Origin of the sequence: Paenibacillus sp. PCH8, assembly GCF_002968835.1 — a bacterium.
In the GTDB taxonomy this organism is placed as follows: domain Bacteria; phylum Bacillota; class Bacilli; order Paenibacillales; family Paenibacillaceae; genus Paenibacillus.
This window is the reverse complement of sequence record NZ_PKQK01000007.1, coordinates 16,666-41,212: the sequence shown is the minus strand read 5'-3', so window position 1 is coordinate 41,212 and position 24,547 is coordinate 16,666. Positions and strand designations below refer to the sequence as shown.

General features: G+C 47.2%; 24 protein-coding genes. 19 read left to right on the top strand and 5 right to left on the bottom strand.

Going from position 1 to position 24,547, the window contains the following annotated elements:
* The first annotated feature begins 5 nt into the window (after nt 1-5).
* Both C0Q44_RS26940 and C0Q44_RS26935 read left to right on the top strand, forming a co-directional pair.
* Nucleotides 6-251: an HPr family phosphocarrier protein gene (locus C0Q44_RS26940; protein ID WP_105410240.1), complete on the top strand. Its 246-nt coding sequence runs from the start codon at nt 6-8 to the stop codon at nt 249-251.
* A gap of 223 nt (nt 252-474) precedes the next feature.
* Nucleotides 475-768 carry an Fpa/YlaN family protein gene (locus C0Q44_RS26935; protein ID WP_017687426.1) on the top strand — a complete coding sequence of 98 codons (294 nt, stop codon included), beginning with the start codon at nt 475-477 and terminating at the stop codon, nt 766-768.
* Nucleotides 769-952: 184 nt separating this feature from the next.
* On the opposite strand, the gene cax is transcribed toward C0Q44_RS26935, so the two are convergent.
* Nucleotides 953-2,023 carry a calcium/proton exchanger gene (gene cax, locus C0Q44_RS26930; RefSeq protein WP_105410239.1) on the bottom strand — a complete coding sequence of 357 codons (1,071 nt, stop codon included), beginning with the start codon at nt 2,021-2,023 and terminating at the stop codon, nt 953-955.
* A 182-nt stretch (nt 2,024-2,205) separates the two neighbouring features.
* Between cax and C0Q44_RS26925 the strand changes: the two genes are divergently transcribed.
* Nucleotides 2,206-2,568, top strand: a complete 363-nt coding sequence (locus C0Q44_RS26925) for an Asp23/Gls24 family envelope stress response protein (protein ID WP_105410238.1) — start codon at nt 2,206-2,208, stop codon at nt 2,566-2,568.
* A gap of 177 nt (nt 2,569-2,745) precedes the next feature.
* Here C0Q44_RS26925 and ftsW read toward each other — a convergent pair whose 3' ends face one another.
* Nucleotides 2,746-4,035, bottom strand: coding sequence for a putative lipid II flippase FtsW (gene ftsW / locus C0Q44_RS26920; protein ID WP_105410237.1), 1,290 nt, complete (start codon nt 4,033-4,035; stop codon nt 2,746-2,748).
* A gap of 13 nt (nt 4,036-4,048) precedes the next feature.
* On the bottom strand, nt 4,049-4,396 hold the full coding sequence (locus C0Q44_RS26915) for a YugN family protein (RefSeq protein ID WP_105410384.1): 348 nt from the start codon (nt 4,394-4,396) through the stop codon (nt 4,049-4,051).
* A gap of 210 nt (nt 4,397-4,606) precedes the next feature.
* Between C0Q44_RS26915 and C0Q44_RS26910 the strand changes: the two genes are divergently transcribed.
* The 9 genes from C0Q44_RS26910 (at nt 4,607) to C0Q44_RS26870 (ending at nt 13,256) form a co-directional block, all read left to right on the top strand.
* Nucleotides 4,607-5,776: a M20 family metallopeptidase gene (locus tag C0Q44_RS26910; RefSeq protein ID WP_105410236.1), complete on the top strand. Its 1,170-nt coding sequence runs from the start codon at nt 4,607-4,609 to the stop codon at nt 5,774-5,776.
* A 311-nt stretch (nt 5,777-6,087) separates the two neighbouring features.
* Nucleotides 6,088-7,782: a DNA repair helicase XPB gene (locus C0Q44_RS26905; RefSeq protein ID WP_105410235.1), complete on the top strand. Its 1,695-nt coding sequence runs from the start codon at nt 6,088-6,090 to the stop codon at nt 7,780-7,782.
* Nucleotides 7,783-7,816: 34 nt separating this feature from the next.
* Nucleotides 7,817-8,131 carry a hypothetical protein gene (locus C0Q44_RS26900; protein WP_105410234.1) on the top strand — a complete coding sequence of 105 codons (315 nt, stop codon included), beginning with the start codon at nt 7,817-7,819 and terminating at the stop codon, nt 8,129-8,131.
* Complete coding sequence (locus C0Q44_RS26895) at nt 8,119-9,555, top strand: helicase-associated domain-containing protein (RefSeq protein WP_105410233.1); 1,437 nt, start codon at nt 8,119-8,121, stop codon at nt 9,553-9,555. The genes C0Q44_RS26900 and C0Q44_RS26895 overlap by 13 nt, the downstream gene beginning before the upstream one ends.
* Before the next feature lie 150 nt (nt 9,556-9,705).
* Nucleotides 9,706-10,143 (top strand): YlbF/YmcA family competence regulator, encoded by a 438-nt coding sequence (locus C0Q44_RS26890; protein WP_105410232.1) that lies wholly within the window; start codon nt 9,706-9,708, stop codon nt 10,141-10,143.
* Nucleotides 10,144-10,413: 270 nt separating this feature from the next.
* Nucleotides 10,414-10,677 carry a YlbG family protein gene (locus C0Q44_RS26885; protein WP_105410383.1) on the top strand — a complete coding sequence of 88 codons (264 nt, stop codon included), beginning with the start codon at nt 10,414-10,416 and terminating at the stop codon, nt 10,675-10,677.
* A 165-nt stretch (nt 10,678-10,842) separates the two neighbouring features.
* Nucleotides 10,843-11,280, top strand: a complete 438-nt coding sequence (locus tag C0Q44_RS26880) for a hypothetical protein (protein ID WP_105410231.1) — start codon at nt 10,843-10,845, stop codon at nt 11,278-11,280.
* A 132-nt stretch (nt 11,281-11,412) separates the two neighbouring features.
* Nucleotides 11,413-12,336 carry a selenium metabolism-associated LysR family transcriptional regulator gene (locus tag C0Q44_RS26875; protein WP_105410230.1) on the top strand — a complete coding sequence of 308 codons (924 nt, stop codon included), beginning with the start codon at nt 11,413-11,415 and terminating at the stop codon, nt 12,334-12,336.
* Between the two features lie 53 nt (nt 12,337-12,389).
* The gene (locus C0Q44_RS26870; protein WP_105410229.1) at nt 12,390-13,256 is read left to right on the top strand and encodes a PHP domain-containing protein; all 867 of its coding nucleotides are present in this window, start codon (nt 12,390-12,392) and stop codon (nt 13,254-13,256) included.
* 140 nt (nt 13,257-13,396) lie between these two features.
* Here C0Q44_RS26870 and C0Q44_RS26865 read toward each other — a convergent pair whose 3' ends face one another.
* Together C0Q44_RS26865 and C0Q44_RS26860 are read right to left on the bottom strand one after the other, a co-directional pair.
* Nucleotides 13,397-13,843 carry a GNAT family N-acetyltransferase gene (locus C0Q44_RS26865; protein WP_105410228.1) on the bottom strand — a complete coding sequence of 149 codons (447 nt, stop codon included), beginning with the start codon at nt 13,841-13,843 and terminating at the stop codon, nt 13,397-13,399.
* Between the two features lie 378 nt (nt 13,844-14,221).
* Nucleotides 14,222-15,988 (bottom strand): Rqc2 family fibronectin-binding protein, encoded by a 1,767-nt coding sequence (locus C0Q44_RS26860; RefSeq protein WP_105410227.1) that lies wholly within the window; start codon nt 15,986-15,988, stop codon nt 14,222-14,224.
* A gap of 352 nt (nt 15,989-16,340) precedes the next feature.
* On the opposite strand from C0Q44_RS26860, the gene C0Q44_RS26855 reads away from it, so the two are divergent.
* The 7 genes from C0Q44_RS26855 to rpoZ all read left to right on the top strand — a co-directional run bounded on the left by C0Q44_RS26855 (nt 16,341) and on the right by rpoZ (nt 24,502).
* Nucleotides 16,341-19,196, top strand: coding sequence for a cation-translocating P-type ATPase (locus tag C0Q44_RS26855; RefSeq protein WP_105410226.1), 2,856 nt, complete (start codon nt 16,341-16,343; stop codon nt 19,194-19,196).
* Nucleotides 19,197-19,380: 184 nt separating this feature from the next.
* The gene (gene dapF / locus C0Q44_RS26850; RefSeq protein WP_105410225.1) at nt 19,381-20,214 is read left to right on the top strand and encodes a diaminopimelate epimerase; all 834 of its coding nucleotides are present in this window, start codon (nt 19,381-19,383) and stop codon (nt 20,212-20,214) included.
* A gap of 211 nt (nt 20,215-20,425) precedes the next feature.
* Nucleotides 20,426-22,315, top strand: coding sequence for a bifunctional homocysteine S-methyltransferase/methylenetetrahydrofolate reductase (locus tag C0Q44_RS26845; protein ID WP_105410224.1), 1,890 nt, complete (start codon nt 20,426-20,428; stop codon nt 22,313-22,315).
* Nucleotides 22,316-22,334: 19 nt separating this feature from the next.
* A complete protein-coding gene (locus tag C0Q44_RS26840; protein ID WP_105410223.1) occupies nt 22,335-23,234 on the top strand; it encodes a YicC/YloC family endoribonuclease in 900 nt (299 codons plus the stop codon).
* A 51-nt stretch (nt 23,235-23,285) separates the two neighbouring features.
* Nucleotides 23,286-23,546 carry an extracellular matrix/biofilm regulator RemA gene (gene remA, locus C0Q44_RS26835; RefSeq protein WP_006209218.1) on the top strand — a complete coding sequence of 87 codons (261 nt, stop codon included), beginning with the start codon at nt 23,286-23,288 and terminating at the stop codon, nt 23,544-23,546.
* Nucleotides 23,547-23,559: 13 nt separating this feature from the next.
* Nucleotides 23,560-24,132, top strand: a complete 573-nt coding sequence (gmk, locus tag C0Q44_RS26830) for a guanylate kinase (RefSeq protein ID WP_105410222.1) — start codon at nt 23,560-23,562, stop codon at nt 24,130-24,132.
* Nucleotides 24,133-24,289: 157 nt separating this feature from the next.
* Nucleotides 24,290-24,502 (top strand): DNA-directed RNA polymerase subunit omega, encoded by a 213-nt coding sequence (gene rpoZ, locus C0Q44_RS26825; RefSeq protein ID WP_105410221.1) that lies wholly within the window; start codon nt 24,290-24,292, stop codon nt 24,500-24,502.
* Nucleotides 24,503-24,547 lie beyond the last annotated feature (45 nt).

The window sequence follows — 24,547 nt, the reverse complement described above, 5'->3', positions numbered from 1 at the left end:
TTCCTATGTCGAGTAACAATGTTGCTGTAGTGGAAATTGCTCAAACAGCAGGCAAGTTTACTTCTTCAATCGTGCTTCATTCAGAGAACAAGTATATTGATGTCAAAAGTATTCTCGGGTTGTTCACAACACTGATCAGCACACACAGCTATGAACTGCATGTTCATGGCCCGGATGCAGTTGAAGCGAAAGCAGCTATGTCTGAAGTATTTTCCAAGCATGGACTGAACGTAAGCATCGCAGCCGAGTAATAGCTCTCGAGAAGCACCTCTGCCTTTTTTGGCAGGGGTGTTTTTGGGCTTCAGAGGATTCTCATGTTCTTCGGGAGGTCTCTGAAACAGGGGGATTAAGGGATAACAGGAGCCTTCACTTTGTGTGGTTATTTTGGTCAGGTTCTTGTATTAGCTGTTCTTTTCGTCTAATATTAGGGGTAGAACGTCTTTACGCGATTTTGGGACATAGGGGGGAAAATGCATGACTTCATCTGATCTGCAGGACCAGCTGAATTTGAAAGCGATCAGTCTTCTTCAAGAAGATGCAGATAAAATACAGAAGCTTATTGAAGTACAGATGGAGAATCTGGCTACCCGCTACTGCCCTCTCTATGAGGAAGTATTGGATACACAGATGTATGGGTTCTCCAAGGAAGTTGATTTTGCTGTTCGTGCAGGGCTCCTTCCAGAAGGTGCAGGTAAGCAGCTGGTTAGCGCGCTTGAGCGGAATTTGGCAATTCTATATGAAGCCTTGAACAAAAAGAATGAGCAATAGCCTGCAGATGCGCGGGTCAGAATAGAAGGCATGCAGGCGTTAATGCATGCTTTTTTTGTACGTCTGAGCGGAAAGTGATGCACCTCAGCCAGAAGCTGTATATAAGTGAAGAGACAGCTCGAAATGTCGTATTCGGGCTGCCTTTTCTGCTGATTTTGTTAATGATATCATGGTGAATGAAAGGTTATACAAGGAAGAAAGATACTCCCAGAATGATATAGACCACGAGCAGCAGCAGACCCTCGTACCAGTTCGTAGAACCATCTTGAGTGATCGATTTGGCTATAAATACCGATACGCCAATGGCGACCAGTTCAATGGTTGTAAATACGATATCCATGGTTCTGCCTGTGAAGTAGCTGACAAAAATCAGAACAGGGGCAACGAAGAGCGCAATCTGCAAGCTGCTACCTACGGCAATTTCGACTGCGGCTCCGATTTTATTTTTCATGGCCAGCATGATGGCTGCACTGTGTTCTGCTGCATTACCGATAATGGCTACAAGGAATGCACCGACAAACAGCTCACTCAGTCCAAACTCGGTGGTGAACACTTCTAGCGTGCCAACAAGCCATTCGCTGACGAAGGCAACCATGACTGTTGCGAGTACGAGATACATGATGGATTTTTTCTTGGACCATGCCGGAGCATGTTCATGGGGTAATTCCTCGTCGCTGTCTACCGTGACATCGGCAAGGTAGTTCTTATGTGTCACCATGGAGAACAGTAACCAGGCTATGTACGCCAGTATGAGCAGTCCAGCCACAATGAGACTGAGTGTATTCGTGTCTTTCTGAGTAATGGAATGTGTATTGAGAAAGACTGCCGGAATAAACAGGGCAATGATTGCTACAACCATCAGGGAACCATTCAACCCTGCGAGTGAGACGTTATAATTCTGGATTTTGAACTTGAGTCCTCCGGCAAAAATACTTAACCCTAGCACTAATAGCAGATTTCCGATAATGGAACCTGTAAGACTTGCTTTGACCATGTCGAACAGCCCCTCTTTGACGAGGAAAATCGCAATGATCAATTCGGCGGCATTGCCGAAGGTGGCATTCAAGAATCCACCCAGTCGCTGTCCAGCATAGTGGGCGACATTTTCAGTGGCTTTGCCTAAAAAACCGGCTACAAAAATAACCGAAATGGCTGATATCACGAACTGTAGAATCGAATCCCATTTCAAGAAGTGGGCGATGGCGCTGAGAGCGAAGAAGGCAATCAGCAAAATTGATGAAATCCGGTTTCTCACAATAAACACCTCGGTTATTCAATATTTTGTTTTGGATTGCATGAACATTGCTTATGAGATTATTTTCATATTTCAATATAACCAAATGGTGGGAGGTTGTAAACGCATCTTTTTGAGTTTAATTTGCTTTTTGGGGTGGAAAGGATTTAAAATACGAGTAACGAAGTAGAGGAGGATGTGGCATGGCAGAACAACTTCAACTGGAGAGCGGAAACATCCGTATTGCTGATGACGTGGTCGCGAAAATTGCCGGAATGGCTGCAATGGAAACGCCCGGTATTGCCGCAATGTCTGGAGGATTGTCAGAGGGCTGGGCCAAGCGTCTCAGCGGTAAAAACGTACAGAAAGGCGTGAGCGTTGAGGTCGGCCAGCTGGAAGCAGCCATTGATCTGCGCATCATCGTCCTGTACGAAACCCCGATTCATGAAGTTTCCCGTATGCTTCAGCAGAATGTAAGAGAAGCGGTAGAGACCATGACCGGATTACGCGTGGTTGAAGTCAATGTTAAGGTAGAAGGCGTATCTTTCAGAGGCGACGATCTGTAACCTTTCGCAATCCGCGATGGAGAACAGAGGCATATGGACTTCGTTCTTCATCTTGATAGACAGACTGTATCGAGCACATAAAAAGAGGCTGCGCATCCCATCGGGTGCACAGCCTCTTTTTGTTGTTTTTCTATTGATAATTTAATTCGAGCTTTGTTCATATAAAACCAATCCCATTTACCGAATCCGACGGATGGACTCACGTGAACGAAGAGCAGGAGAGGTGCGAGTCTGTGTCTGTACAGTCACTGACTTGGTTTTCTCTTCCTTGATCACATCCAGATTGTTGGTGCGCGAGATGCTGAGCAGAATGCCCATCGCCACCATCATTACAAAGAGTGAAGTTCCCCCATAACTGATAAACGGAAGCGTAACCCCCGTTACCGGAATGGTCTGAGTTACCCCACCGATGTTGATAAACGCCTGAATCGCGATCAATCCCATGATACCTATACCGACCAGTGTTCCGAATGGATCGGGACAACGCAGCGAGACGATAATTCCTCGCCAGATGAAGTACAGGTACACGAGCAGGAATAATGTCGTGCCAATGAAACCAAGTTCTTCCCCGATGACAGAGAAGATAAAGTCATTATACGCATTGGGCAAATAGTGCAGCTTCATCGTACCTTGTCCAATCCCGGAACCCGTCATGCCGCCATCACCAATGGCAACGAGGGAGCGGTAAAGGTTAAGACTTCCGCCATTAATATCAGATAATGGATTCAGGAAAGCCTGAATACGTCCGATCTTGTAGTTCTGCTCGGCAGTAACCGCTGTTGTAGCCGTTGTCGTGTCTGAAGGAGACATGGAAGAGAACAGGGAATTCGCTCCGAACGCCAGTGCTCCACCGAGTACAACCAAGAGAATCGAACCCAGGATATGTTTCATACTGGCTCCACCGGCATAGATCAAGAGACCACAGGTGGACACCAGGATGAAGGTGGTACCAAAGTCTGGTTGCAGCATGATCAGTCCTGCGATGAATCCAACGATGAACAAGACGGGAAAATACCCTGTCTTGAAAACCCTGAATTTCTCACCTTTTTTGGTGATAAGAGCAGAGAGATATAGAATGATAGCAATTTTTGCGAACTCCGCAGGCTGAAGACTGAAACCAAAGATACGAATCCAGCTTCGTGCACCGTTTAATACTGCACCTGAGACCAAAACAATCAATAGCAATACCGTGGTGAACAGGAAAAAAGGTGCATAGAGCTTTTTGTACTTGTTAAAACGGATGTTCATGGCAAAAAACATGCCAAATAGACCGATAACCGCCCACATAAGTTGTTTTTTCGTGAAGTAAAGGGCATCATTGTTAAATCTTTCGCTTGCGATTGCGATGCTGGAACTGGAGCTGAATACCATCACCAGTCCGAAGCCCACCAACAATAAAGTGAGGATTAGCAGTTGAAAATCCGGCGTGCCTCTCTTCGTTCTCGTTTGGGCCGTTTGTTGTTTCATGGTTTGGCCCAGCCTAAGCTTCCAGCAGTTCTTTGAGCTGCTGTAATTTTTGGGCTGCCAGCTTCACGACTGGCTGCGGAACGGAAGAGTCATAATCAAGGCCATGCGGGAAGGTAGCTTTGCCAAGATAAACCGCTTCAACAGCAAGAACGGTATCCGGTTTTTCCAGTTTGCCTTCTACTGCGCGGGTATTAATGCGTACAAAGTATTCTGATTTGGTTTGTTCATCTTCAATTTTGTAGTCATATGTAGCACGGTAATATTCCCATTGCCACCGGACAAATCCGACTTTCTCGGCGCTCTCATCCAGGTATGCCAAGTCGCTTTTCAAGCCATCCAAGCCTGTATTCTCAAAAATCATAAGCGTCTGATCCTCCTCATAAGCTTCCGAGTATAATTTCTCGTGCATTTCTCTAGTTCATGATAGTATGTTTCCCCTTCTCGTGCAAGCTTTCCAGAGGCGTTTCGTATCGGTTTTCTTCCAATTCTGCTACAATATACAGCAATAGGTTTGAGGAGGAAGGTTCGGGCTTGAACTAAGTTCCGTTCCAGATTGAAAGGATGGAGAGACATGACTAATAATATATGGTGGGAAGATCTGCAGATCCACATGGTGGAATGGCGGCGTCACCTTCATCGTAATCCTGAAGTTTCCTTTCATGAGGAGAAGACATCCTCTTTTGTAGCAGACATGTTGGAGAGCTTTGGAGTCGAAGTGAGACGTCATGTAGGCGGTCATGGCGTGATTGGTACCATTCGTGGGGACAAGCCTGGACCTGTCGTTATGTTACGAGCGGATATGGACGCACTACCCATTCAGGATGAGAAAGATATAGCATATGCTTCACAACAAGCCGGGGCAATGCATGCATGCGGCCACGATGGTCACATCTCCATTTTGCTGGGTACTGCATTGTATTTCAGCCGTCACCAACAGGAGATTCGAGGCGAGATTCGCTTTTTGTTCCAGCCAGCAGAAGAACTGCTGCCAGGCGGTGCAGTTCAAGTCATTGCGGATGGCGCACTTGAGGGTGTGGATGTTATATACGGAATTCATCTGTGGACCCCGCTTCCTGTGGGCGTTGTTGCCAGTACAGCAGGGCCGATGATGGCGGCAGCAGATGACTTTTACATTGAAATCAAAGGAAAAGGTGGACATGGCGGGATGCCGCAATCCACGATTGACAGTCTTATTGTGGGGTCTGCACTTGTGATGCAACTTCAGACTGTTGTTAGTCGTTCAGTTGACCCATTGCGCCCTGCGGTGCTGACCATTGGTACAATGCAGGCGGGTTCTGCTCAGAACGTGATCGCAGAGCAGTGTAAAATGAGCGGCACGGTAAGAACATTCGATGAAGAGACACGAATGGGGATGAAAGAGCGGGTGCTTACCATGGTGGCTCAGACAGGTGCTGCGTATGGAGCAGAGACTCAAGTGAATTATATTATAGGGTATCCACCTGTGGTGAATGATGAACAGGAGACAGCACGTTTCTTCAGAGAAGCTACTGAAGTATTTGGTACAGAACGTGTGCAAACATCTCCGATGTTAATGCCTGCGGAAGACTTTGCGTATTACCTGCAGAAGATCCCGGGATGCTTTATGTTTGTCGGAGCCGGCAATCCGGATAAAAATGCCATCTATCCGCATCATCATCCGATGTTTGATTTTGATGAAGACGCCATGCAAACGGCTGTACAATTGTTTATTGCCATGGCGAAGGGATATACAGCCGAATGACATTATAGGCAGTTGGGCATCCTTTTCATACCAAGGTATGAGCAGGATGCTTTTTTGTGGATTTTTATAGAGGTTGTTCAAAAAGTCCACTTTTGATTACGAATCATGCCTAGCGGCATCATCAGCATCGAATATGAAATTCAGCCGAAATGTCCGTTGCTCACGTAGGTTTCCTACGCTCCGCTACTCCATTTCTAGCTTCATTCCATCTTCTCGGTACTGAAAATTAGACTTTTTGAACTGGCAATTATAGAGGTTCATTTCGGTGGTTACCGAAACTGGACTTTTTTTGTGATAGGAGGAAGGGCTGAATGGAAGGATCGGAACATATAGAAAGAACGGATGCCTGTATCGTGCAGCGAGATTTTACGGTTTTGCTGGAAGTCGGCCATCCTGGATTCGAAAGAGCAAGAGCGCAAATCGGGATGTATTCAGAACTGGTCAAGACACCGGCGGGGTTTCATACATACCGAATTACGCCACTGTCCCTCTGGAATGCAGCTGCACTGGGATGGAATGCAGATCAGGTCATTAGCAGTCTGGAGTCGGTATCCCGCTGGAATGTGCCTGCAGCACTAATGCAGGATGTTCGAAGAATAATAGATCAGTATGGCAAATTAAAGCTACATTCTGAAGCAGATCACATCAGAATGCGTCTGATCAGTGAAGATGAGCAATTACTGGATGAACTGAGCAGACTGAAAACAATAGCTGCCTTTCGCATGGAACGCACGGATGCTCATGAGCTTCTGCTGTCAGGGGAACAGAGAGGTTTATTGAAGAGGGAATTAACACGTCTGGGTTATCCGGTGCTTGATTATGTGGGATATCGGGAGGGAACCAGGCTTTCATTTGAATGGCAGTGCAATGTTTCTGGTGATCAATCAGAGCGGTTTGCGTTACGTTCATACCAGAGAGAAGCCGTGGATGCTTTTGAAGGCAGTGAGGGCATGGGGGGCAGCGGGTTGCTTGTCTTGCCCTGTGGAGCTGGTAAAACGGTCATTGGCATAGCCGTTCTGGAGCGGCTTCAATGTGAATGCCTCATTTTGACATCCAATACAACGTCTGTGCGACAGTGGATTCAGGAAATTCAAGACAAAACAACGATTACCAGTGAACAGATTGGTGAGTATTCCGGTCAGAAGAAACAGGTGAAACCTGTGACGGTGGCAACCTATCAGATTCTTACGCATCGGAAATCAAAGGATGCTGATTTTACCCATATCAAACTGCTCAGCGAGCGGCAATGGGGTCTGATCATCTATGATGAAGTGCATTTGCTACCAGCCCCGGTGTTTCGTGCAACTGCGGATATCCAAGCTACGCGAAGGCTGGGATTAACAGCCACACTGGTTCGAGAGGATGGCTGTGAACAGGATGTATTCTCGTTGATTGGACCGAAACTCTATGATATGCCATGGAAACAACTGGAGCAGCAAGGCTGGATTGCTGATGTACAGTGTCAGGAGATACGTGTCCCGTTCTCGTCAGAGTTAAGATCGAATTATCTGCAAGCTGAGGCGAAGCATCAATTTCGTTTGGCTGCTGAAAATCCGGCAAAGGTGCATGTAGTCAAGCGTTTGCTGGAGCGTCATCGGGATCTGCCTGCACTTGTGATTGGACAATATCTGACTCAGCTTGAGATGATTGCCCGGGAAATTGAAGCACCTCTGATCTCAGGAGCAATGTCTCAGCAAGAGAGAATACAATGGTTTTCAGCATTTAAGCGAGGTGAGATTAGAACGATTGTTGTGTCCAAGGTAGCCAATTTTGCCGTGGATTTACCTGATGCTGCGGTTGCTCTTGAAATATCAGGCAGTTTCGGTTCAAGGCAGGAAGAGGCACAGCGATTGGGACGGATTTTGAGACCGAAATCTGGGGAGAACAAGGCGTACTTCTACGCTTTGGTATCAGAGGATAGTAAGGAACAGGAGTTTGCATTAAATCGTCAGATGTTCTTGGTTGAGCAGGGCTATGAGTATGCTGTCGTTCATGAATCCGAATAGTTTGTTAGCACTTGTGGAAAAGGAGGGAATAGGAATGTCATCTTCATTGGACCCATCATTGGACCCATCATTAGACCCCAAAGATGTGCCTGCCGTACAACCCGACCTTAATTCATGGTCGGAGCTTACTTCAGTAGAACAGCGAGTGCTTGGTGCCATTTTTCACAAACATGCGGGACAACCTTTTTCTTCTCTCATGCCACCAGAACAATGGGCTATTGAAGGGATAAGTGGTGCAGAGGCCAAAGCTACATTTGCGATGCTGAAAAATCGAAGATGGATTGAGTCTGTTTATAAGAGTTGGGAGAACGTTTATTTTATATTCCTGTTTTCTTATTGGAGATATTGACGACTGCTTATGCCCGAAGAGTGGGTGTATACGTTGAACAGATGACGATACATGCTGATGTATTAGAGGAGGGAAAGCCGGATATAGCTGGAGAGTTGCTCCATCTGATCGCATGGATAAGAAGAGAAGGGTTGCCCTTGACAGGTAAGGGCACCATACATAAGAGAACGATTCAAAAATTAAGTGTGATAACGGTACTTTCTTCTGCAGACTTTGATGGTTTGCGCATCCGATATGAAGATTCGGACCTATATCCGATCCACGTTGCAATCCTTCTCGATCTGCTACTTAGTCTGAATCTGGCTCAGAAGGTAAAAGGCCGAATTCAGATCGTAGATGATCAATTACAAGAATGGTTAAAACTCTCATGGACCCAGATGCATCGGGAGATATATCATGCTTGTGTGGGCAGATATGGGGATACCGAACCTGCGTTGCAGCATTTTCGTAATCAATTGACAGTCCTTACTCCGGGAAAGGACCTATGGTGCCGAATATTGAATTCGAAATGGGAACCACAGATCAGAAGCTGGCTTAATGCGTTGGCTGGTTGGGGTTACGGTGAAGTTGGAGAAAATTCGTCAGGGGAGCTGGCATTTCGCTGGTTGATCGAACCGAAAAGCCTGTTATATCGTGGGCAAGAGAGGGTCACAGAAACGGAGAAGTGTGGGTTTTACGTGCAGGCTGATTTCGAAATGTTGGTGCCACCTGAAGTGAGACCTGATATGTACTGGATGCTGGATCTATGCGCTGAACGGGTTACCCGTGATCATATGTCCATCTATCGCTTGACGCGTGAACGAATGCTCTCGGCCATAGCTGGAGGAATGGAACTGCAAAAAATAATGAATTTTCTGTATCAGTATGCCCTGACAGGTGTGCCGGAACATGTTCTTATTGCATTAGAGGGTTGGGGAAAGGAAGCAGACTGTGCACCCTCGAATATAGAACGGTACATGGAAGCGTGTAGAGACACGACCTCAGATCAGGATTTAATCCAAAAAGATGTGCTGAGCGATATGTATTTGTCTTTCTACTCACCCCGTAATCAAGGTCTGGTTGAAGTCCCTGTATTATTCCATGCGATGGAACGGGATGATTCTGTTATCGAGAAGACGTACTCTATGTTGGGGGTTGATGAGATACCGGAGAACTGGTACAGGGAGTGGCGGCGATATCATATGTCAACAGCACGACAGATCGTTACCAAAGCCATTGAGTGGCAGACCAAGCTGGGAATACAACAGGATAAATGTACCCAATATCTCATTCCACATCAGGTACAGGGACATGAACAATGGACATTAAGCGGTTGGTGCATACTGGATTCAAATGAACATACGTCAGAGACTGAATGGCGTACATTCTCCCCGTCAGAGTGGGATACAATGCGTCTTATCCTGCCTGGTGATGTCATAACCTGATCATTTCAGAGGATTGCCAGGACCAAACCCGAATTTCTGGGTTCCATCTATTTCTATTTGTAGGAAAAACTCTTCTTAACTATTCATGGATATGCTATGATGAAGTAGTCTACGTTAAGTAGAACTTTATATATAGATAGGATGAATTTCATGAGCGTAGCGGAAATGAACACGGTCGATATGGCCCAAGTGTTAACGGGCGCATATGAACTGGGCGACATGATTAACCAATCTGCCGAAGTATCGGATTATTTATATTGGAAGCAGCAAGTCGAGAGTAACCCTGAGATTCAAGCGGGGATCCGAAAGCTGAATGCCAAGAAGGAATTATTTGAAGAAACACAACGTTTCGGTCATTTCCACCCGGATTTTCACGCAGCGAAAGATCAAGTGAACGCTCTGGAAATGGAGTTGGAGAATTTTGAAGCGGTAGCCCGCTTCAAGCAGGCAGAGAAGTCGCTGGATGAGATGTTATTTCAGATGTCAGAGACCATTGCATTTGCCGTATCAACAACCATTAAGGTGCCGAGCAATGATCCGAATCCGAAGGGCGGCTGCGGTAGTGGTGGCAAGTGCGGTTGCAGTTAAGTAGCCAGCATCGGGTAATTAATTCAGACTCAGACAGATCGGATCTTAGGGATGAATGCTTGCTCGGTGCAAGTGACCGAGCAACAATCATCCGGGGATGAATGCTTGCTCGGTGCAAGTAACCGAGCAACAATCATCCGGGGATGAATGCTTGCTTGGTGCAAGTAACCGAGCAACAATCATCCGGGGATGAATGCTTGCTTGGTGCAAGTGACCGAGCAACAATCATCCAAGGCGCCGGTCTCCATTATAGAAAGGCGGGGAACGATGATGTTTGCGGAACGGACTGGATTCATTATTTGGGTCAGTGATTTGAAGGCTGCCCGTAATCTCGAAAAATATGGCACCGTGCATTATATCTCCCGCCGTATGCATTATGTGGTCATGTATGTTAATGCAGAACGGGCAGATGATACGATGAAAAATGTGAAGCGACTTTCCTATGTGCGCAAAATCGAACGTTCGTATCGAAATGAGATCAAAACAGAGTATGCCAGCAAAACCATGGATAAAACCAGCTTTTATGGAGTATAGACGAGGAACTGGAGGGACCCTTTGTGGTCGCTCTTTTCTTAAATTATTCACAAATAGGCTTTTGTGAAAAAAAGTTAAACTTACGCCTTGAGGTTGCAGGACTTATGTTGTAATATATTTGGTAATAAATAGATAGAAAGTCCTATCTGGTGGAGAGTGATTCCCATGCGTGATAAGGTGATGCAACGTTGGAGCACCTACGAGCCGTTTTTCGTGGCTCTTGGAGACAAGAAAGTGGCCGACATCGTCATTACCCATCATGCCAAGATGCGGTATGAAGACCGTATTGAGCCTGCACGTAGTGATGATGATCATATTGCGGCGTGGTTATGGGAGTGTCTGAAGCAGGACCGTATAACACCATACTACCGTAATGAACAGGACGTCTACCTTATTGATGAGGATCTGGTCGTGGTCGCCGAATTTTCCGAACTTGAAGGAGAATATGATATTGCTGGCAACCCGCTGCACAAAATGATTGTAGTGACGTTTCTGGGGCGAATGTCGGAGACCATTGAACTGAGAGACCTGAAATCGTATTATTCATGGCTCAGACATTCAAGAAGAATGACGCTGGTCAAAAATAGTCGCAAGCATAAGTAAGTGGAGTAGATCCAATATGTTGAAATCATAGATTCAGGTACCATCGCATGCAGACAAGCTGCATGCTTTTTTTGTTGGCAAGCGTGGAAATCGGCTACAATATAGGGAGTGTACTCGAAGAGGGGCGAAGATATGAATTTTCATCAATTGCATATTTTTTATACGGTAGCAGAGAAGGGCAGCTTCTCCGCTGCTGCACAAGCATTACATATGACACAACCCGCAGTGACGATGCAGATTCAATCCCTGGAGGACTATTATGGGACCAAGTTATTGCATCGTTCCACCAAAAAAATAGAATTATCCGAGGCTGGCCGGACATTATTGCCTCATGCCAAACGGAGCGTTGATTTGGTCAGACAGACCGATGAGGCAATGTCGGCATTTACCCAGATGTTGCAGGGCCGACTTCAGCTTGGAGCCAGTTTAACGATTGGGGAATATGTGCTCCCTCGCATGCTTGGACCGTTTGCACGTCAATATCCCGATATTTCTATCGTCATGAAAGTGATGAATACAACGCAAATCATGGATGATATATTGAAACATCAGCTTAATTTTGGCCTTATTGAAGCGCCGGTGCACCACCCGGATATGATTGTGGAGCCTGTCATGCAAGATGAACTGAAACTGATTGTACCTGCCGGGCATGATCTGGCTAAGCGAGGCAAAGTCAATCTTGAAGATGTGATGAATTACCCTTTTGTCCTGCGAGAGAAGGGTTCCGGTACACGACAGGTGATGGAAGACCAACTGCAAAAGAGAAAAATTGATCCACAGGATATGAATGTTGTGATGGAACTTGGTAGCACAGGAGCGGTAAAATCGGCTGTGGAGGCAGGGGTGGGCATTACGATGTTATCTCCTTCTTCGGTGCAGCATGAACTGGCATTGGGTCTCGTTCATATTGTGGATATCCGAGGACTCGAATTCAAACGGCAGTTCTATGCCATCCATCTTAAATCGTCCTTGTTGCCTCTATCCGCTGTTGCTTTCCTGAACTATCTGCGTCTACAGGAGCAGAATGAGTTGGAACACAAGACGGAAAAGGCATAATAGCAGGCTAAAGTTGAGTTATAATCCCACCATAAACAAAGGAGCTGTTGTTCATGGATCAACGTCAAGGACGCTGTGATCTTCATACCCATAGCCAAGCCTCGGATGGAATGCAATCACCCACCGATAATGTGAAGCTCGCCAAGCGAAAAGGATTATCTGCGGTTGCCCTAACGGACCATGATACGGTAGCTGGTGTAGCGGAAGCACAGCGGGCCGGGGTAGAGTACGACATCGAAGTCATTGCCGGTGTGGAGATCAGTACCCGGGCTGGCGGGAAGGATATTCATGTGCTTGGCTATTACGTGAATACAGAGGATGAGCAATTCCTGCAAGAGTTGCGCGGATTAAGACAAGCGCGAGAAGAACGTAATCATCTGATCATAGCCAAACTTCAAGAGCTTGGTCTTGAGATAAGCTGGCGGGAAGTGTTGGACGGGCTGGGACGGCCGCTAGAGCCGGATGAAAGCATTGGCAGACCTCATATGGCCGATGTGCTTGTAAAGAAAGGATATGCTGTCGACATGCGAGATGCATTTGATCGTTACCTTGCTGAGGGCAAGCCTGGCTTCGTGTCTGTACCCCGAGTTGCGCCTAAGGATGCGTGCGAGTGGATCAGAGCTGCTGGTGGAGCTGCTGTTATCGCCCATCCGGGGCTGTATGGAGACGATGAATTGGTTCGTCGTATCATCACAGACTCTCGTCCGGACGGTATGGAGGTATTTCATTCGGACCATGGACCGGAAGAGGAACGCAAATATGCTGAAATGGCCAAGGAATATGATCTTATTGAAACGGGTGGATCGGATTATCATGGTGAACGGCAAGGTGTTGTTTTTCATGGAGATCTCGGTAGCAAGACGGTATCAGTGGATGTGTTGGAAAGGCTGCAGGCAGCTGTTCACAGCAAGAGGAAGTAAGCGGGAAATATTAGACGCTGCTGCTTGAGTATCATGGATGTTCACTTCTGTTGGCACATTGAAATGTTAAATAAATTCAGGACATGACACATGGTCAGGGCTCAGCCCTCATGTACTCATGTCCTTTTTTGAATAGAGGCTTACTTAATAGAATAGTTTACCCAAGCGCCGCGTGTAGCTCCGAGACGTTCGAATAATTTCTGTGCGCGTTCATTAGTCACCGCAGTGATCCAGGACATGTAAGCACATCCTTGTTCACGGGTGTATTGCTGACAGTGTTCAAATAATAAGGCTTCTGCCTCACCCTCCCTACAGGTTTCCACGACAAAAAGATCATTCATAACGGTTACGCGCTTCGCTTTCATCGTGCTGTAAGTAAAGAATAATGTGGAGAATCCGATCAATTTTCCGTTCTGTTCTGCCACAAATTGTGCACCGATCTGCTGATCAAGCAGGTTGTTAATCAAAAGCTCGATGGATTGATCACCAGGCCAGGGGTTGTTGTAGAATCCCACCACATAGTCATGCATCAATGCAGTCAGTGATTTCAGATCATCAGGTTGAGTCTCTCTAATATGTATGGTCATGGTACACATCCTTAATTATCGTTTTTAATTCACTACAATTGAATTATTATACATATAAATGAATTAATATTCAATAAGGAGATAAATAATCTTAGATTCACATTTAATTCAAACAAACAATGCAACTAGCAAAATCCCCTGAACCGTTTACTCTTCAGGGGATTTTGCTATTGTTACTGTTACATCTATATAAGTTGAACTAATCATTTACACGATAACGGAGAGGACAGAAAAAACCTGAAAAAGCGGAGCTAAAAGCTTTCTGCAAGAAAGCTACTTCGGAAGCATAAGCTTCGCCTTTATCCATAACAGCGATTGGAAGGTTATTCTGTCATCGTAGTGTCCGTGTAAATAATCTTTAGTTCAACTTATATAGCCTTACCCATTTTTAATGGTGGATGGCAGACTCTTGATCAATTCATCATTAGGCGTGACGAACAAGGTCTTCTGATGATCATAGATGACGAATCCTGGCTTCGCACCACTTGGTTTGCGCACATGACGGATAAATGTGTAATCCACAGGTACGCTGCTCGATTCTTTGGCTTGGCTGAAATAGGCCGCGAGTTGAGCAGCTTCTTCCAATGTTGCTTCGCCAAAGTCTGTACTGCGAATGACGACATGCGAACCCGGGATGTCTTTCGTATGAAGCCATGTATCGTTGGCAGACGCCAAACGGTTGGTCACATACTCATTCTGCAAATTGTTTTTGCCCACCAGGATATCAATGCCCTCTGAGGACGTGAACTGATGAACGGTAGGGCGATCATTTTTCTTTTTCTTTTTGCCCTTTTTGTTACGGTCACGAAGGTACCCCTGCTGCACAAGCTCATCCCGTATTTCCTCAATGTCGTTCATGGATGCAATGGACAGTTGCTGCAAAAGGTTGTCTAGATAAGCAATCTCGTCTTTGGTTTTGCCAAGTTGTTCATGAATGACAGCCAGACTGTTCTTGTATTTGTTATATCGCTTGAAATAGCGCTGTGCGTTGTCCGACGGTGTAAGCAGCGGATCAAGCTGGATGGTCATGTTGGCTTGATTCTCATCATAGAAGTTCACAAGCTCTACACTCTTGTCCCCTTTACTGACTAGATGCAGGGAGGCAAACAGCAATTCACCCCAAAGTCTGAACTTGTCTGCATCGTCCGCGTCCAGCAAGTCCTTATTCAGGTTGTCCAGCTTTTTGATGTTCTTGCTGCGCTCATTCTGCAGAAAACGTAGCAGATCACTCACTCTCTGCTTTACCGTATCCCGCTCGGCTTTATCACCATAATAATCTTCCATGCACTTGCTCATCGTGTCATAGGTTTTCTCCAAGTCCTGAATACTATGAAGATGCACGGCCGAGAAAATCATTTTGCCTTTGGCGTTCATTCCGGTTACGGGACTGTAGATATGGTCTTTGACGGGTGCCATCACGGAATCAAAAGCGTTCCAGAGCGCTCCAGCCTCAATACGGATCTCGCTATCGATTACAGTTGACTCTGTGCTTTCAGCAGCAGATCCCCGAGAAGTGATTTCTCCGGAGATTAATGGGCTAAGACCGCTAAACGAATTCACAAGCCAGCGTGAAGCTTCTTCTTCAGAGGTGTTATAGCTGTTTTCGAATTCAGTTCTGCTTACTTCCAATGGATTGCTCTTATGTTGTTCCGGTGGTTCCGTATATGAAAATCCAGGCATGATCACCCGGTAACTACTGATGGAAGGAGTCACATGATGAATTCCATCCAGGATCGTTCCTGTGACCGGGTCCATGACAATAATATTGCTATGACGCCCCATCAGCTCAATGATGATCCGTTTCATAGACACATCACCCAGTTCATCGCGCTGGCGCACATCGATATGAATGATACGTTCCATGCCAATCTGGCGGATCTCTTCAATGATTGCCCCTTCACAATGCTTGCGAAGCAGCATGCAGAACATAGGTGCTTCAGTGGGGTTAAGGAATGTCTTTTCCGTAAAATGTACACGGGGATATGTTGGGCTTGCCGAAACAAGCAATTTACTATTTCCGCGCTGAGCACGCAGTGTGAGAACTACATCATGACCATTAGGCTGATGAATTTTGCTGATACGTCCGCCAATGCAGCCTTGCAGTTCATGAACAATGGCTCGTGTTACGATGCCGTCCAATGCCATTTTATCCACTTCCTCTCTATCGAGCATCTGCATGATATTATGCTAGATGCTTCATCTATAACTGAAACGAGCAACCAGGTTATGTAAAAACCAGGACCGGCTGCATATTCTTCGTTGCTTGCAGTTGAACACTGGAATCGGTACTGCGCAGAGAACATCGCAGACTTTTATTCTAGCCTATTCTGTCCATCAGGGAAAGGATTCACCTTCCGGGTGCTAATTGCAGACCTGTCCGAATACATATAGAGCAGGTAGTTTGTCCGGCATTGTGTACAGCCTGTTGACCAGCGCGCCGGTGAAGCAGTGAGCTTATTTTGCAGATGAAATACAGACTGGGAGGGAATCTTGAAGCATGGAACATACCAAGTGGCATCAATTAAACGATGAAGAGCTTCGCAACACTCTTGGCGTCAGCCCGCAGGAGGGGTTAACAGATGAAGCTGTGGCAGAGAAGAGGGTAGCCGCCGGTTCAAATGAGCTGAGCGAGGGGAAACGCATATCTCCAATCACACTGCTCTTGAATCAGTTCAAGGATTTTATGGTATTGGTGTTGATGGGAGCAACGCTGGTATCCGGATTGCTTGGAGAGTATCTGGATGCGGTAACGATTGTTGCGATTATCGTTCTGAACGCTATTTTGGGTTTCGTACAGGAATTTCGGGCGGAGCGATCGCTTCGTGCACTCAAACAGTTGTCGGCTCCTCTTGCCAAAGTGCTTCGGTCGGGCCAGGAAGTGCATCTGGCTGCCAAACTGCTTGTGCCCGGTGATATTATTATGGTGGAAAGTGGTGACCGTATACCTGCGGATGTGCGCTGGCTGGAGACGAACAGCCTGGATGTCGAGGAGTCGGCACTTACCGGTGAATCGGTTCCCGTAAGCAAACATTGCCGTCCAATCGCCGACGAAGATGTTCCACTTGGTGATCAGAAAAACATTGGTTTCATGGGAACCATGATCACTCGTGGCACAGCCAAAGGGGTGGTTATCCGTACAGGCATGGAGACGGAGATGGGCAAGATCGCCGATCTGATCCAGAATACGGAAGAACAGGAGACCCCACTACAGCACAGACTGGAACAATTGGGCAAAATTTTGATTTTTGTTGCATTGGGCTTAACCGTGATGGTCGTTGTCGCAGGAATATTGCATGGACAACCAGCCGTTGGCATGTTTCTGGCAGGGGTTAGCCTCGCGGTGGCTGCCATTCCGGAGGGCTTGCCTGCCATAGTCACGATTGCACTCGCACTCGGCGTGCAACGAATGATCAAACGAAAAGCCATTGTACGAAAGCTGCCTTCCGTCGAAACCCTTGGCTGTGCATCCGTAATCTGCTCGGATAAAACAGGCACGTTGACCCAGAACAAGATGACAGTGACGGATGTATGGCTGGAGGGTCGTAGTATTAAGGTGACCGGGGACGGATATGCACCCGAAGGAAACATGCTGGAGAATGACCGGTTGGTGGAGCTGAAGAGTGACCAGTCATTAAGAAGAATGCTCCAGATTAGCGCGCTGTGTAATAATGCCAGTATTGTCGAGTCTGTTGCGAACGAGGCGGGAAATAAGAAAAAGGGCAAGGAACCCAAAAAAGACGGGAAGAATGGCCGGAAAAAAGGGGAGCAACCCGAAGAAGCGGTTAAGGGAGATCGTGTTTTTTGGGAGCTGAAAGGCGATCCAACGGAAGGAGCTCTGGTTACACTCGCATCCAAGATGGGCCTGACCCCGGCAGGACTCAAAGAGTTGTATACACGTCAGCAAGAGTTCCCGTTTGATTCGGAGCGGAAACGCATGTCTGTTCTGGTACATCATCAGGGTGGACGAATGATCTATACCAAAGGTGCACCGGATGTGCTGATTGGACACTGTAGCTATATTTTATGGGAAGGCAGGGTAGTACCATTCACCGGAACGCTGCGGCAGAAAGTCATGGCAGCCAATGAAAGTATGGCCGGATCAGCACTGCGTGTCCTGGGTATGGCCTACCGTGAAGTGCGGCCGGAAGAAAAAGTGGCTGACGAACATGCTGCCGAAAGTCAACTTGTATTCGTAGGGCTTGCAGGTATGATCGACCCGCCGCGGCGTGAAGTGCGAGATGCGATTGCAACTTGCCGTAAGGCCGGCATACGTACCGTAATGATCACAGGGGACCATGGAACCACGGCAGAGGCGATTGCCCATCAACTGGGGATTCTTCCGCGCGGAGGAGCTTCACTAAGTGGACAGCAACTGGCAGGTATGACGGATGAACAACTGGATAAACAGGTAGAGGGCATTTATGTGTTCTCCAGAGTATCGCCGGAACACAAACTTCGCATCGTGAAATCGTTCCAGCGCAAGGGACATGTCGTCGCCATGACGGGAGATGGGGTCAATGATGCTCCAGCCATTAAGGCGGCTGACATCGGTATAGCGATGGGCATTACAGGTACGGATGTCACGAAGGAAGCTTCCGCACTCATTCTGAGTGATGATAACTTCTCGACCATTGTGGCTGCCATTGAAGAAGGCCGTAATATTTATGAGAACATCCGCAAGTTTATCCGTTATTTGCTGGCATCGAACGTAGGTGAGATTTTGACTATGTTTTTTGCGATGATGATGGGCTTGCCGTTGCCGCTCGTGCCTATTCAGATTCTGTGGGTTAACCTGGTGACGGATGGCTTGCCTGCCATGGCGCTGGGTGTGGATCAGCCTGAAAAGGATTTGATGGAACACAAGCCTCGGGGTGCCAAGGAAAATATTTTTGCCCGCAGACTGGGATGGAAAATCGTCAGCCGGGGTGTATTGATCGGATTATGTACACTCGGGGCCTTCTGGCTTACTCTTCAGGCTGCACCGGATAACCCGGGTCAACTGATCAAAGCACAGTCTGTGGCTTTTGCTACACTCGTTCTGGCTCAACTCATTCATGTTTTTGACTGCCGCAGTTCACGGTCGATTTTTCATCGGAATCCGCTACAGAACAAGTACCTTGTTCTGGCCGTCATTTCATCGGTTGTGCTGATGTTGGTTGTGATGTACGTTGAACCTTTGCAACCGATCTTCAAAACGGTACCTCTGGGTATGCGTGAGTGGGCGCTCTCCATTGTTGCCGCAGGCATTCCAACGTTCCTCATGGGAGCTGGCAGCGTCTGGGGAGGCCGTCGCAACCGTCGCCGCGTGGGTCCTGGACGCTTCGTACCGAAAAGTACAAAGTTTTCGGCATAAAATCAATAGCTTTTCCGTACCCGTTTCGTTATGCTATCCTCAAAATGATTCAAAGCGGAAGCTTTGGCATTTTGCAGGGTAGCTTTTTTGGTATTCAAATGTTGAATATGAACGTCTATGGTGACCCTGTAGAAGAGCAAGATAATGCTTTGGCAGCAGACTGCCAAAAGGAGTGGGCAAGGTTATGGAATTTACGAAAATGCACGGACTTGGGAACGATTTTATCGTTATATTTGGTGAAAAAGAGCTTCCGGCAGATGCTGCGGAATTGGCTGTGAAATGGTGCAACCGGTTCTTTGGTATCGGTGCGGACGGCCTGGTTTATATACTGCCTTCGGAGAAGGCGGATTTCCAGATGCGCATCATGAACTCGGACGGATCAGAGGCAGAGCAGTGTGGTAACGCGATCCGCTGTGTATCCAAATATGTATACGATCATGGGCATGTCAGCCAGGAGCAGATTACCATTGAAACCATTGGTGCAGGGGTACAACCTGTGAGCCTCAACATTCGTGATGGTCAAGTGGAAACAGTTCGTGTGGATATGGGTGAGCCCATCCTGAACGGTCTTCAAGTTCCTACAACGGTGGATGCTAATCCCGTGGTCGATCACTATATTGAAGCCAATGGACATGCATTCAAATTTACTGCTGTATCCATGGGCAACCCTCATGCGGTCATTTATGTGGATGATGCTGTGAATTTTGATCTCACGACATGGGGACCTCTTCTCGAAGTACACCCTATGTTCCCGAAAAAAATCAATGTGGAATTCGCGACAGTTTCTGACCGTGGATATGTAGACATGCGTGTATGGGAACGCGGAGCTGGCCCAACACTTGCCTGCGGAACCGGAGCTTGCGCAACCCTCGTATCCTCTGTTCTGAATGGACATACAGATCGTACAGCTGTCATCAGCCTCAAGGGTGGGGATCTCCACATTGAGTGGAATGAAGCTGACAATCATGTGTACATGACTGGACCTGCTGAAGTTGTTTTTAAGGGAGTAACATCCTAAAAAGTGGATGGTTTAATCGAGGAGGCCTGCGGGCCTCTTTTTTTGTCAAGGGATAGTGTGTGTCTCCTGTACAGAGACATACCGGGAGCTGTGTGGCAAGAAAGTCCATATGAGCTGGATATTCAACAAAAACCTGTGTTTTTCTTCGTTTTGTTAGCGTTTTTTGTGTTACATTAGTATGAAATGATCACAGCAGGCGGGGGGAAAAGGGATGAAGGCAGATTTGCGCAAGGCTATGCAGGAACGGGTTCTCGTTGGAGATGGGGCAATGGGAACATTTCTGTACCAAATGGGATTTCCGGTGGGGATCTCATATGAAGAGTTGAACTTGATTTCACCGGAAGTGGTGGCTGATGTACATCGACGTTATCGAGATGCAGGTACAGAAGTATTCGAGACGAATACGTACTCTGCCAATTACGACAAGTTGTCCAAGTTCGGCCTGGAGTCCAAGGTGGAGGATGTGAACCGTGCGGGTGTACGTATTGCCAAAGAAGTCGCGGGAGATACCGGTTATGTTCTTGGTGCAGTTGGCTCCATTCGCGGTGGCAAGCGGACAAATGTGTCGACAAGTGAACTGAAACGTTTCTATCAACAACAGATCTTTGCTCTGCTCGATGAAGGGGTAGACGGCATTCTGCTTGAAACCTTCTATGATATTGAGGAGATGGATATTGCCCTTTTGCAAGCGCGCAAGCTCAGTGATCTGCCCGTGATTGGTCAGTTTGCTGTTGAGGATGTAGGACATACTTTGGATGGATATACGATGCCGGAAGCCTTCCGAATCATGCGGGAGCAGGGCGCGGACGTCATCGGTTTTAACTGTCGCTCCGGTCCGAACGGGATTATGCGTGCCATGGAAACCGTCTCCGGACGTATCGGTATTCCGATGTCTGTCTATCCGAACGCGGGTGCAGCAGATTATGTGGATGGTCAGTTCCGTTATGGTGCAACTCCGGAGTACTTTGGTCAGACGGCAGTGCAATTTGCTGATCTGGGCGCTCGTATTATCGGCGGTTGCTGTGGTACAACACCGGATCATATTACCGCCATTAAAGAGGCGCTTGCTGAATTTGTACCTTTGCCTATATTGGAACCCGATCCGTCAGAATTCAAACCACGTATTGTATTACACGAAAATGTGGATGAACGTGCCGGACGTGGAGGGCAGCCAACCATCGTGGATTTGGTCAAGCAGCGCCACACGGTCATTGTTGAACTCGACCCGCCGCGTGATCTGGACATTGCCAAGTTCATGAAAGGTGCCGAGATATTGAAAGCAGCCGGAGCAGATGCATTGACATTGGCTGATAATTCACTTGCGGTTACACGTATGAGCAACATGGCGCTGGGTCATCTCGTTCAGGACCGTACGGGCCTCCGTCCACTCGTGCATATTGCCTGCCGTGACCGGAATCTGATTGGTACACAGTCACATATGATGGGTTTTGATGCCTTGGGTATTAATCATGTGCTCGCAGTGACAGGTGATCCTGCACGATTTGGCGATCTGCCTGGTTCAAGCTCGGTATACGATCTGACTTCTTTTGAAATTATACGCATGATCAAACAATTGAACGATGGGGTTGCATTCTCCGGTAAACCGCTGAAGCAAAAAGCGGGCTTCGTTATTGGAGCGGCGTTCAATCCCAATGTGAAATATCTGGAGAAAGCCGTGCAGCGCCTGGAGAAGAAAATTGCCTCTGGCGCAGATTACATCATGACACAGCCGATCTATGACCCTGAATTAATTGTGGCTATGCATGAAGCAACCAAGCACTTGGACGTACCTATTTTTGTAGGTGTCATGCCACTGGCAAGCGGTCGAAATGCAGAATATCTGCACAACGAGGTTCCGGGTATTCAACTGTCAGATGAAGTGCGTTCCCGCATGGCAGGTCTGGAAGGTGAAGAGGGTCGTGCCATGGGTGTAAAGATTGCCAAGGAATTGCTGGACGTAGCAACAGCACATTTCAAGGGGATCTATCTGATGACCCCTTTTATGTTCTACGGCATGACGGCTGAACTGACTCAATATGTATGGGAGAAGTCGGAGCATCAATGTCCTACTTGTTTCAACCCTAATAATCAATTACAATAGTAAAACGGATGTGATGCCGATGTCATTCAGTATGACCGGATACGGTCAATCCGCCTTTCATTTTGGCGGCTATAAGGTACAATTAGAGATCAAATCTGTTAATCATCGTTATTGCGAAGTGATGATGCGTCTGCCAAGAGAGTGGACGTATTATGAAGACGGTTTGAGGAAGATGGTACAGAGCCGTTTGAAGCGTGGGCGGATTGATGTTTATGTAATGAAAGAAAAAGAAGAAGACCAGGCTCTTCCCGCTGTTCTGAACGAGCAGGCGGTCAGGGCCTATCTTCAGGCTGCAGAGAAGCTGGAGACTCACTTTGGAATGCAGGGCAAACCAAGTATTGTGGATATGCTTGGGCTGCCAGACGTCATGGTTCATTCGGATGGGACAAGTTCTATTCCGGAAGAGCAGAAGGATGAATGGGAGCGGGTACTGCAGGAAGGATTGAAGGTGGCTCTGTCTAGCCTGGAGCAGATGCGTGCTGTCGAGGGTCTTCATCTGGCCAGTGATTTGGAACGGCGGATTATCCGTCTGGAGTCACTGCATACCGAGATGCTCGCTCTTGCACCGACTGTGGTGAGTGATTACCGCAACAAGTTAAGGCAGCGACTTACGGAGATGCAGGAAGAAGGCTCTTTCCCTTTTGATGAGCATAAATTGGGTATGGAAATTGCAATGTTTGCCGATCGTTCTAACATAGAGGAGGAGCTTACGCGTCTACTCAGTCACTTTGCACAGAGCAGGGATCTGCTGAAGAGTGAGGAACCGGTAGGTCGTAAGTTGGACTTTCTAATTCAAGAGATGAATCGGGAAGTTAATACGATTGGTTCAAAAGCCAACCATTTGGCTCTGGTGAACCGTGTTGTCGAGATGAAGGCGGAACTGGAGAAGATTCGTGAGCAAGCGGCGAATATCGAATAATCGGCCAAATTTCGGCAAAAGAGTCGCATGTATAGGGGGAAGAACCTGATTATGGCAATCAAACTCATTAACATTGGATTCGGTAACATCGTATCGGCGAACCGGATTATATCCATCGTGAGTCCGGAATCGGCGCCGATCAAGAGAATTATACAAGAGGCAAGAGATCGTCACATGCTGATTGATGCAACGTACGGAAGACGTACTCGTGCCGTAATTATTACGGATAGCGACCATGTCATTCTGTCTGCCGTTCAGCCTGAGACGGTCGCCCATCGTCTTTCTTCGAAAGATGATGACAACGACGAATAAAATGGAGTGTAATATGTCTAAAGGACTACTGGTAGTGTTGTCCGGCCCATCTGGGGTCGGGAAGGGTACAGTATGCAACGCTTTGCGCAAACGGGTGCCGGAATTGATCTATTCCGTATCGGCGACAACCCGTCAGCCTCGTCTGGGTGAGGAACATGGTGTGAACTATTTCTTCAGAAGTCATGAAGAATTTCAGAGCATGATTGCAGAAGATCAATTGTTGGAACATGCCGAGTATGTCGGCAATTATTACGGAACACCGCGTGATTTTGTAGAGAAAACGATTAACGAAGGCCATGACATTATTCTTGAAATTGAAGTTCAAGGCGCGTTAAAAGTGAAAGAGAAATTCCCTGAGGGGATCTTTGTTTTCCTGCTGCCTCCTTCATTGGACGAGCTGAAAGATCGCATTCAGGGCCGTGGTACGGAAAGCCAGGCGACGATTGATCACCGGATGTCCGTAGCGGTGGATGAGATCAGTCTGCTGGAGCAGTATGACTACGCTGTTGTTAATGATGAAATTGATTTGGCGTGCAAGAGAATAGAAAGCATCATAATCGCCGAACATTGTAAGATCAATAAATAATCCCTTTTGCCGCTGCAGAAAGCGATATTAGTGGGGCTGTTGTCATATCATGTACAGATGAAGTCCATCTCGGACTGCTCGAATGTGAAGACATGCCACATGAGTTCTGTCAGGCGGCAACTTGCGATTATACTAATGCGAAGAGGTGTTTCTTAATATGCTGTATCCTTCTATTGATGAAATGATGAACAAAGTCGACAGCAAGTATTCCCTTGTTGTTGCTGCTTCCCGCCGGGCCAGACAGCTACGTGAAGGTGAAAAAACGGATTTAAGAGGTGCGAAGTCCCACAAACAAGTTGGCGTTGCACTGGAAGAGATCTATGGAGACCTGCTCGTTGTCATCAAAGGACAAGACGAAGAAGAAGAGTAAGCCGCCTGCGGCTGCTCTTCAACTGCATACGGCGCAAGCCGCATT

Coding starts and splice junctions, on each gene's coding strand:
- C0Q44_RS26940 (WP_105410240.1), top strand. CDS start 6: ATGTCGAGTAACAATGTTGCTGTAGTGGAAATTGCTCAAACAGCAGGC.
- C0Q44_RS26935 (WP_017687426.1), top strand. CDS start 475: ATGACTTCATCTGATCTGCAGGACCAGCTGAATTTGAAAGCGATCAGT.
- C0Q44_RS26925 (WP_105410238.1), top strand. CDS start 2,206: ATGGCAGAACAACTTCAACTGGAGAGCGGAAACATCCGTATTGCTGAT.
- ftsW (WP_105410237.1), bottom strand. CDS start 4,035: ATGAAACAACAAACGGCCCAAACGAGAACGAAGAGAGGCACGCCGGAT.
- C0Q44_RS26915 (WP_105410384.1), bottom strand. CDS start 4,396: ATGATTTTTGAGAATACAGGCTTGGATGGCTTGAAAAGCGACTTGGCA.
- C0Q44_RS26910 (WP_105410236.1), top strand. CDS start 4,607: ATGACTAATAATATATGGTGGGAAGATCTGCAGATCCACATGGTGGAA.
- C0Q44_RS26905 (WP_105410235.1), top strand. CDS start 6,088: ATGGAAGGATCGGAACATATAGAAAGAACGGATGCCTGTATCGTGCAG.
- C0Q44_RS26900 (WP_105410234.1), top strand. CDS start 7,817: ATGTCATCTTCATTGGACCCATCATTGGACCCATCATTAGACCCCAAA.
- C0Q44_RS26890 (WP_105410232.1), top strand. CDS start 9,706: ATGAGCGTAGCGGAAATGAACACGGTCGATATGGCCCAAGTGTTAACG.
- C0Q44_RS26885 (WP_105410383.1), top strand. CDS start 10,414: ATGTTTGCGGAACGGACTGGATTCATTATTTGGGTCAGTGATTTGAAG.
- C0Q44_RS26880 (WP_105410231.1), top strand. CDS start 10,843: ATGCGTGATAAGGTGATGCAACGTTGGAGCACCTACGAGCCGTTTTTC.
- C0Q44_RS26875 (WP_105410230.1), top strand. CDS start 11,413: ATGAATTTTCATCAATTGCATATTTTTTATACGGTAGCAGAGAAGGGC.
- C0Q44_RS26870 (WP_105410229.1), top strand. CDS start 12,390: ATGGATCAACGTCAAGGACGCTGTGATCTTCATACCCATAGCCAAGCC.
- C0Q44_RS26865 (WP_105410228.1), bottom strand. CDS start 13,843: ATGACCATACATATTAGAGAGACTCAACCTGATGATCTGAAATCACTG.
- C0Q44_RS26860 (WP_105410227.1), bottom strand. CDS start 15,988: ATGGCATTGGACGGCATCGTAACACGAGCCATTGTTCATGAACTGCAA.
- C0Q44_RS26855 (WP_105410226.1), top strand. CDS start 16,341: ATGGAACATACCAAGTGGCATCAATTAAACGATGAAGAGCTTCGCAAC.
- dapF (WP_105410225.1), top strand. CDS start 19,381: ATGGAATTTACGAAAATGCACGGACTTGGGAACGATTTTATCGTTATA.
- C0Q44_RS26845 (WP_105410224.1), top strand. CDS start 20,426: ATGAAGGCAGATTTGCGCAAGGCTATGCAGGAACGGGTTCTCGTTGGA.
- C0Q44_RS26840 (WP_105410223.1), top strand. CDS start 22,335: ATGTCATTCAGTATGACCGGATACGGTCAATCCGCCTTTCATTTTGGC.
- remA (WP_006209218.1), top strand. CDS start 23,286: ATGGCAATCAAACTCATTAACATTGGATTCGGTAACATCGTATCGGCG.
- gmk (WP_105410222.1), top strand. CDS start 23,560: ATGTCTAAAGGACTACTGGTAGTGTTGTCCGGCCCATCTGGGGTCGGG.
- rpoZ (WP_105410221.1), top strand. CDS start 24,290: ATGCTGTATCCTTCTATTGATGAAATGATGAACAAAGTCGACAGCAAG.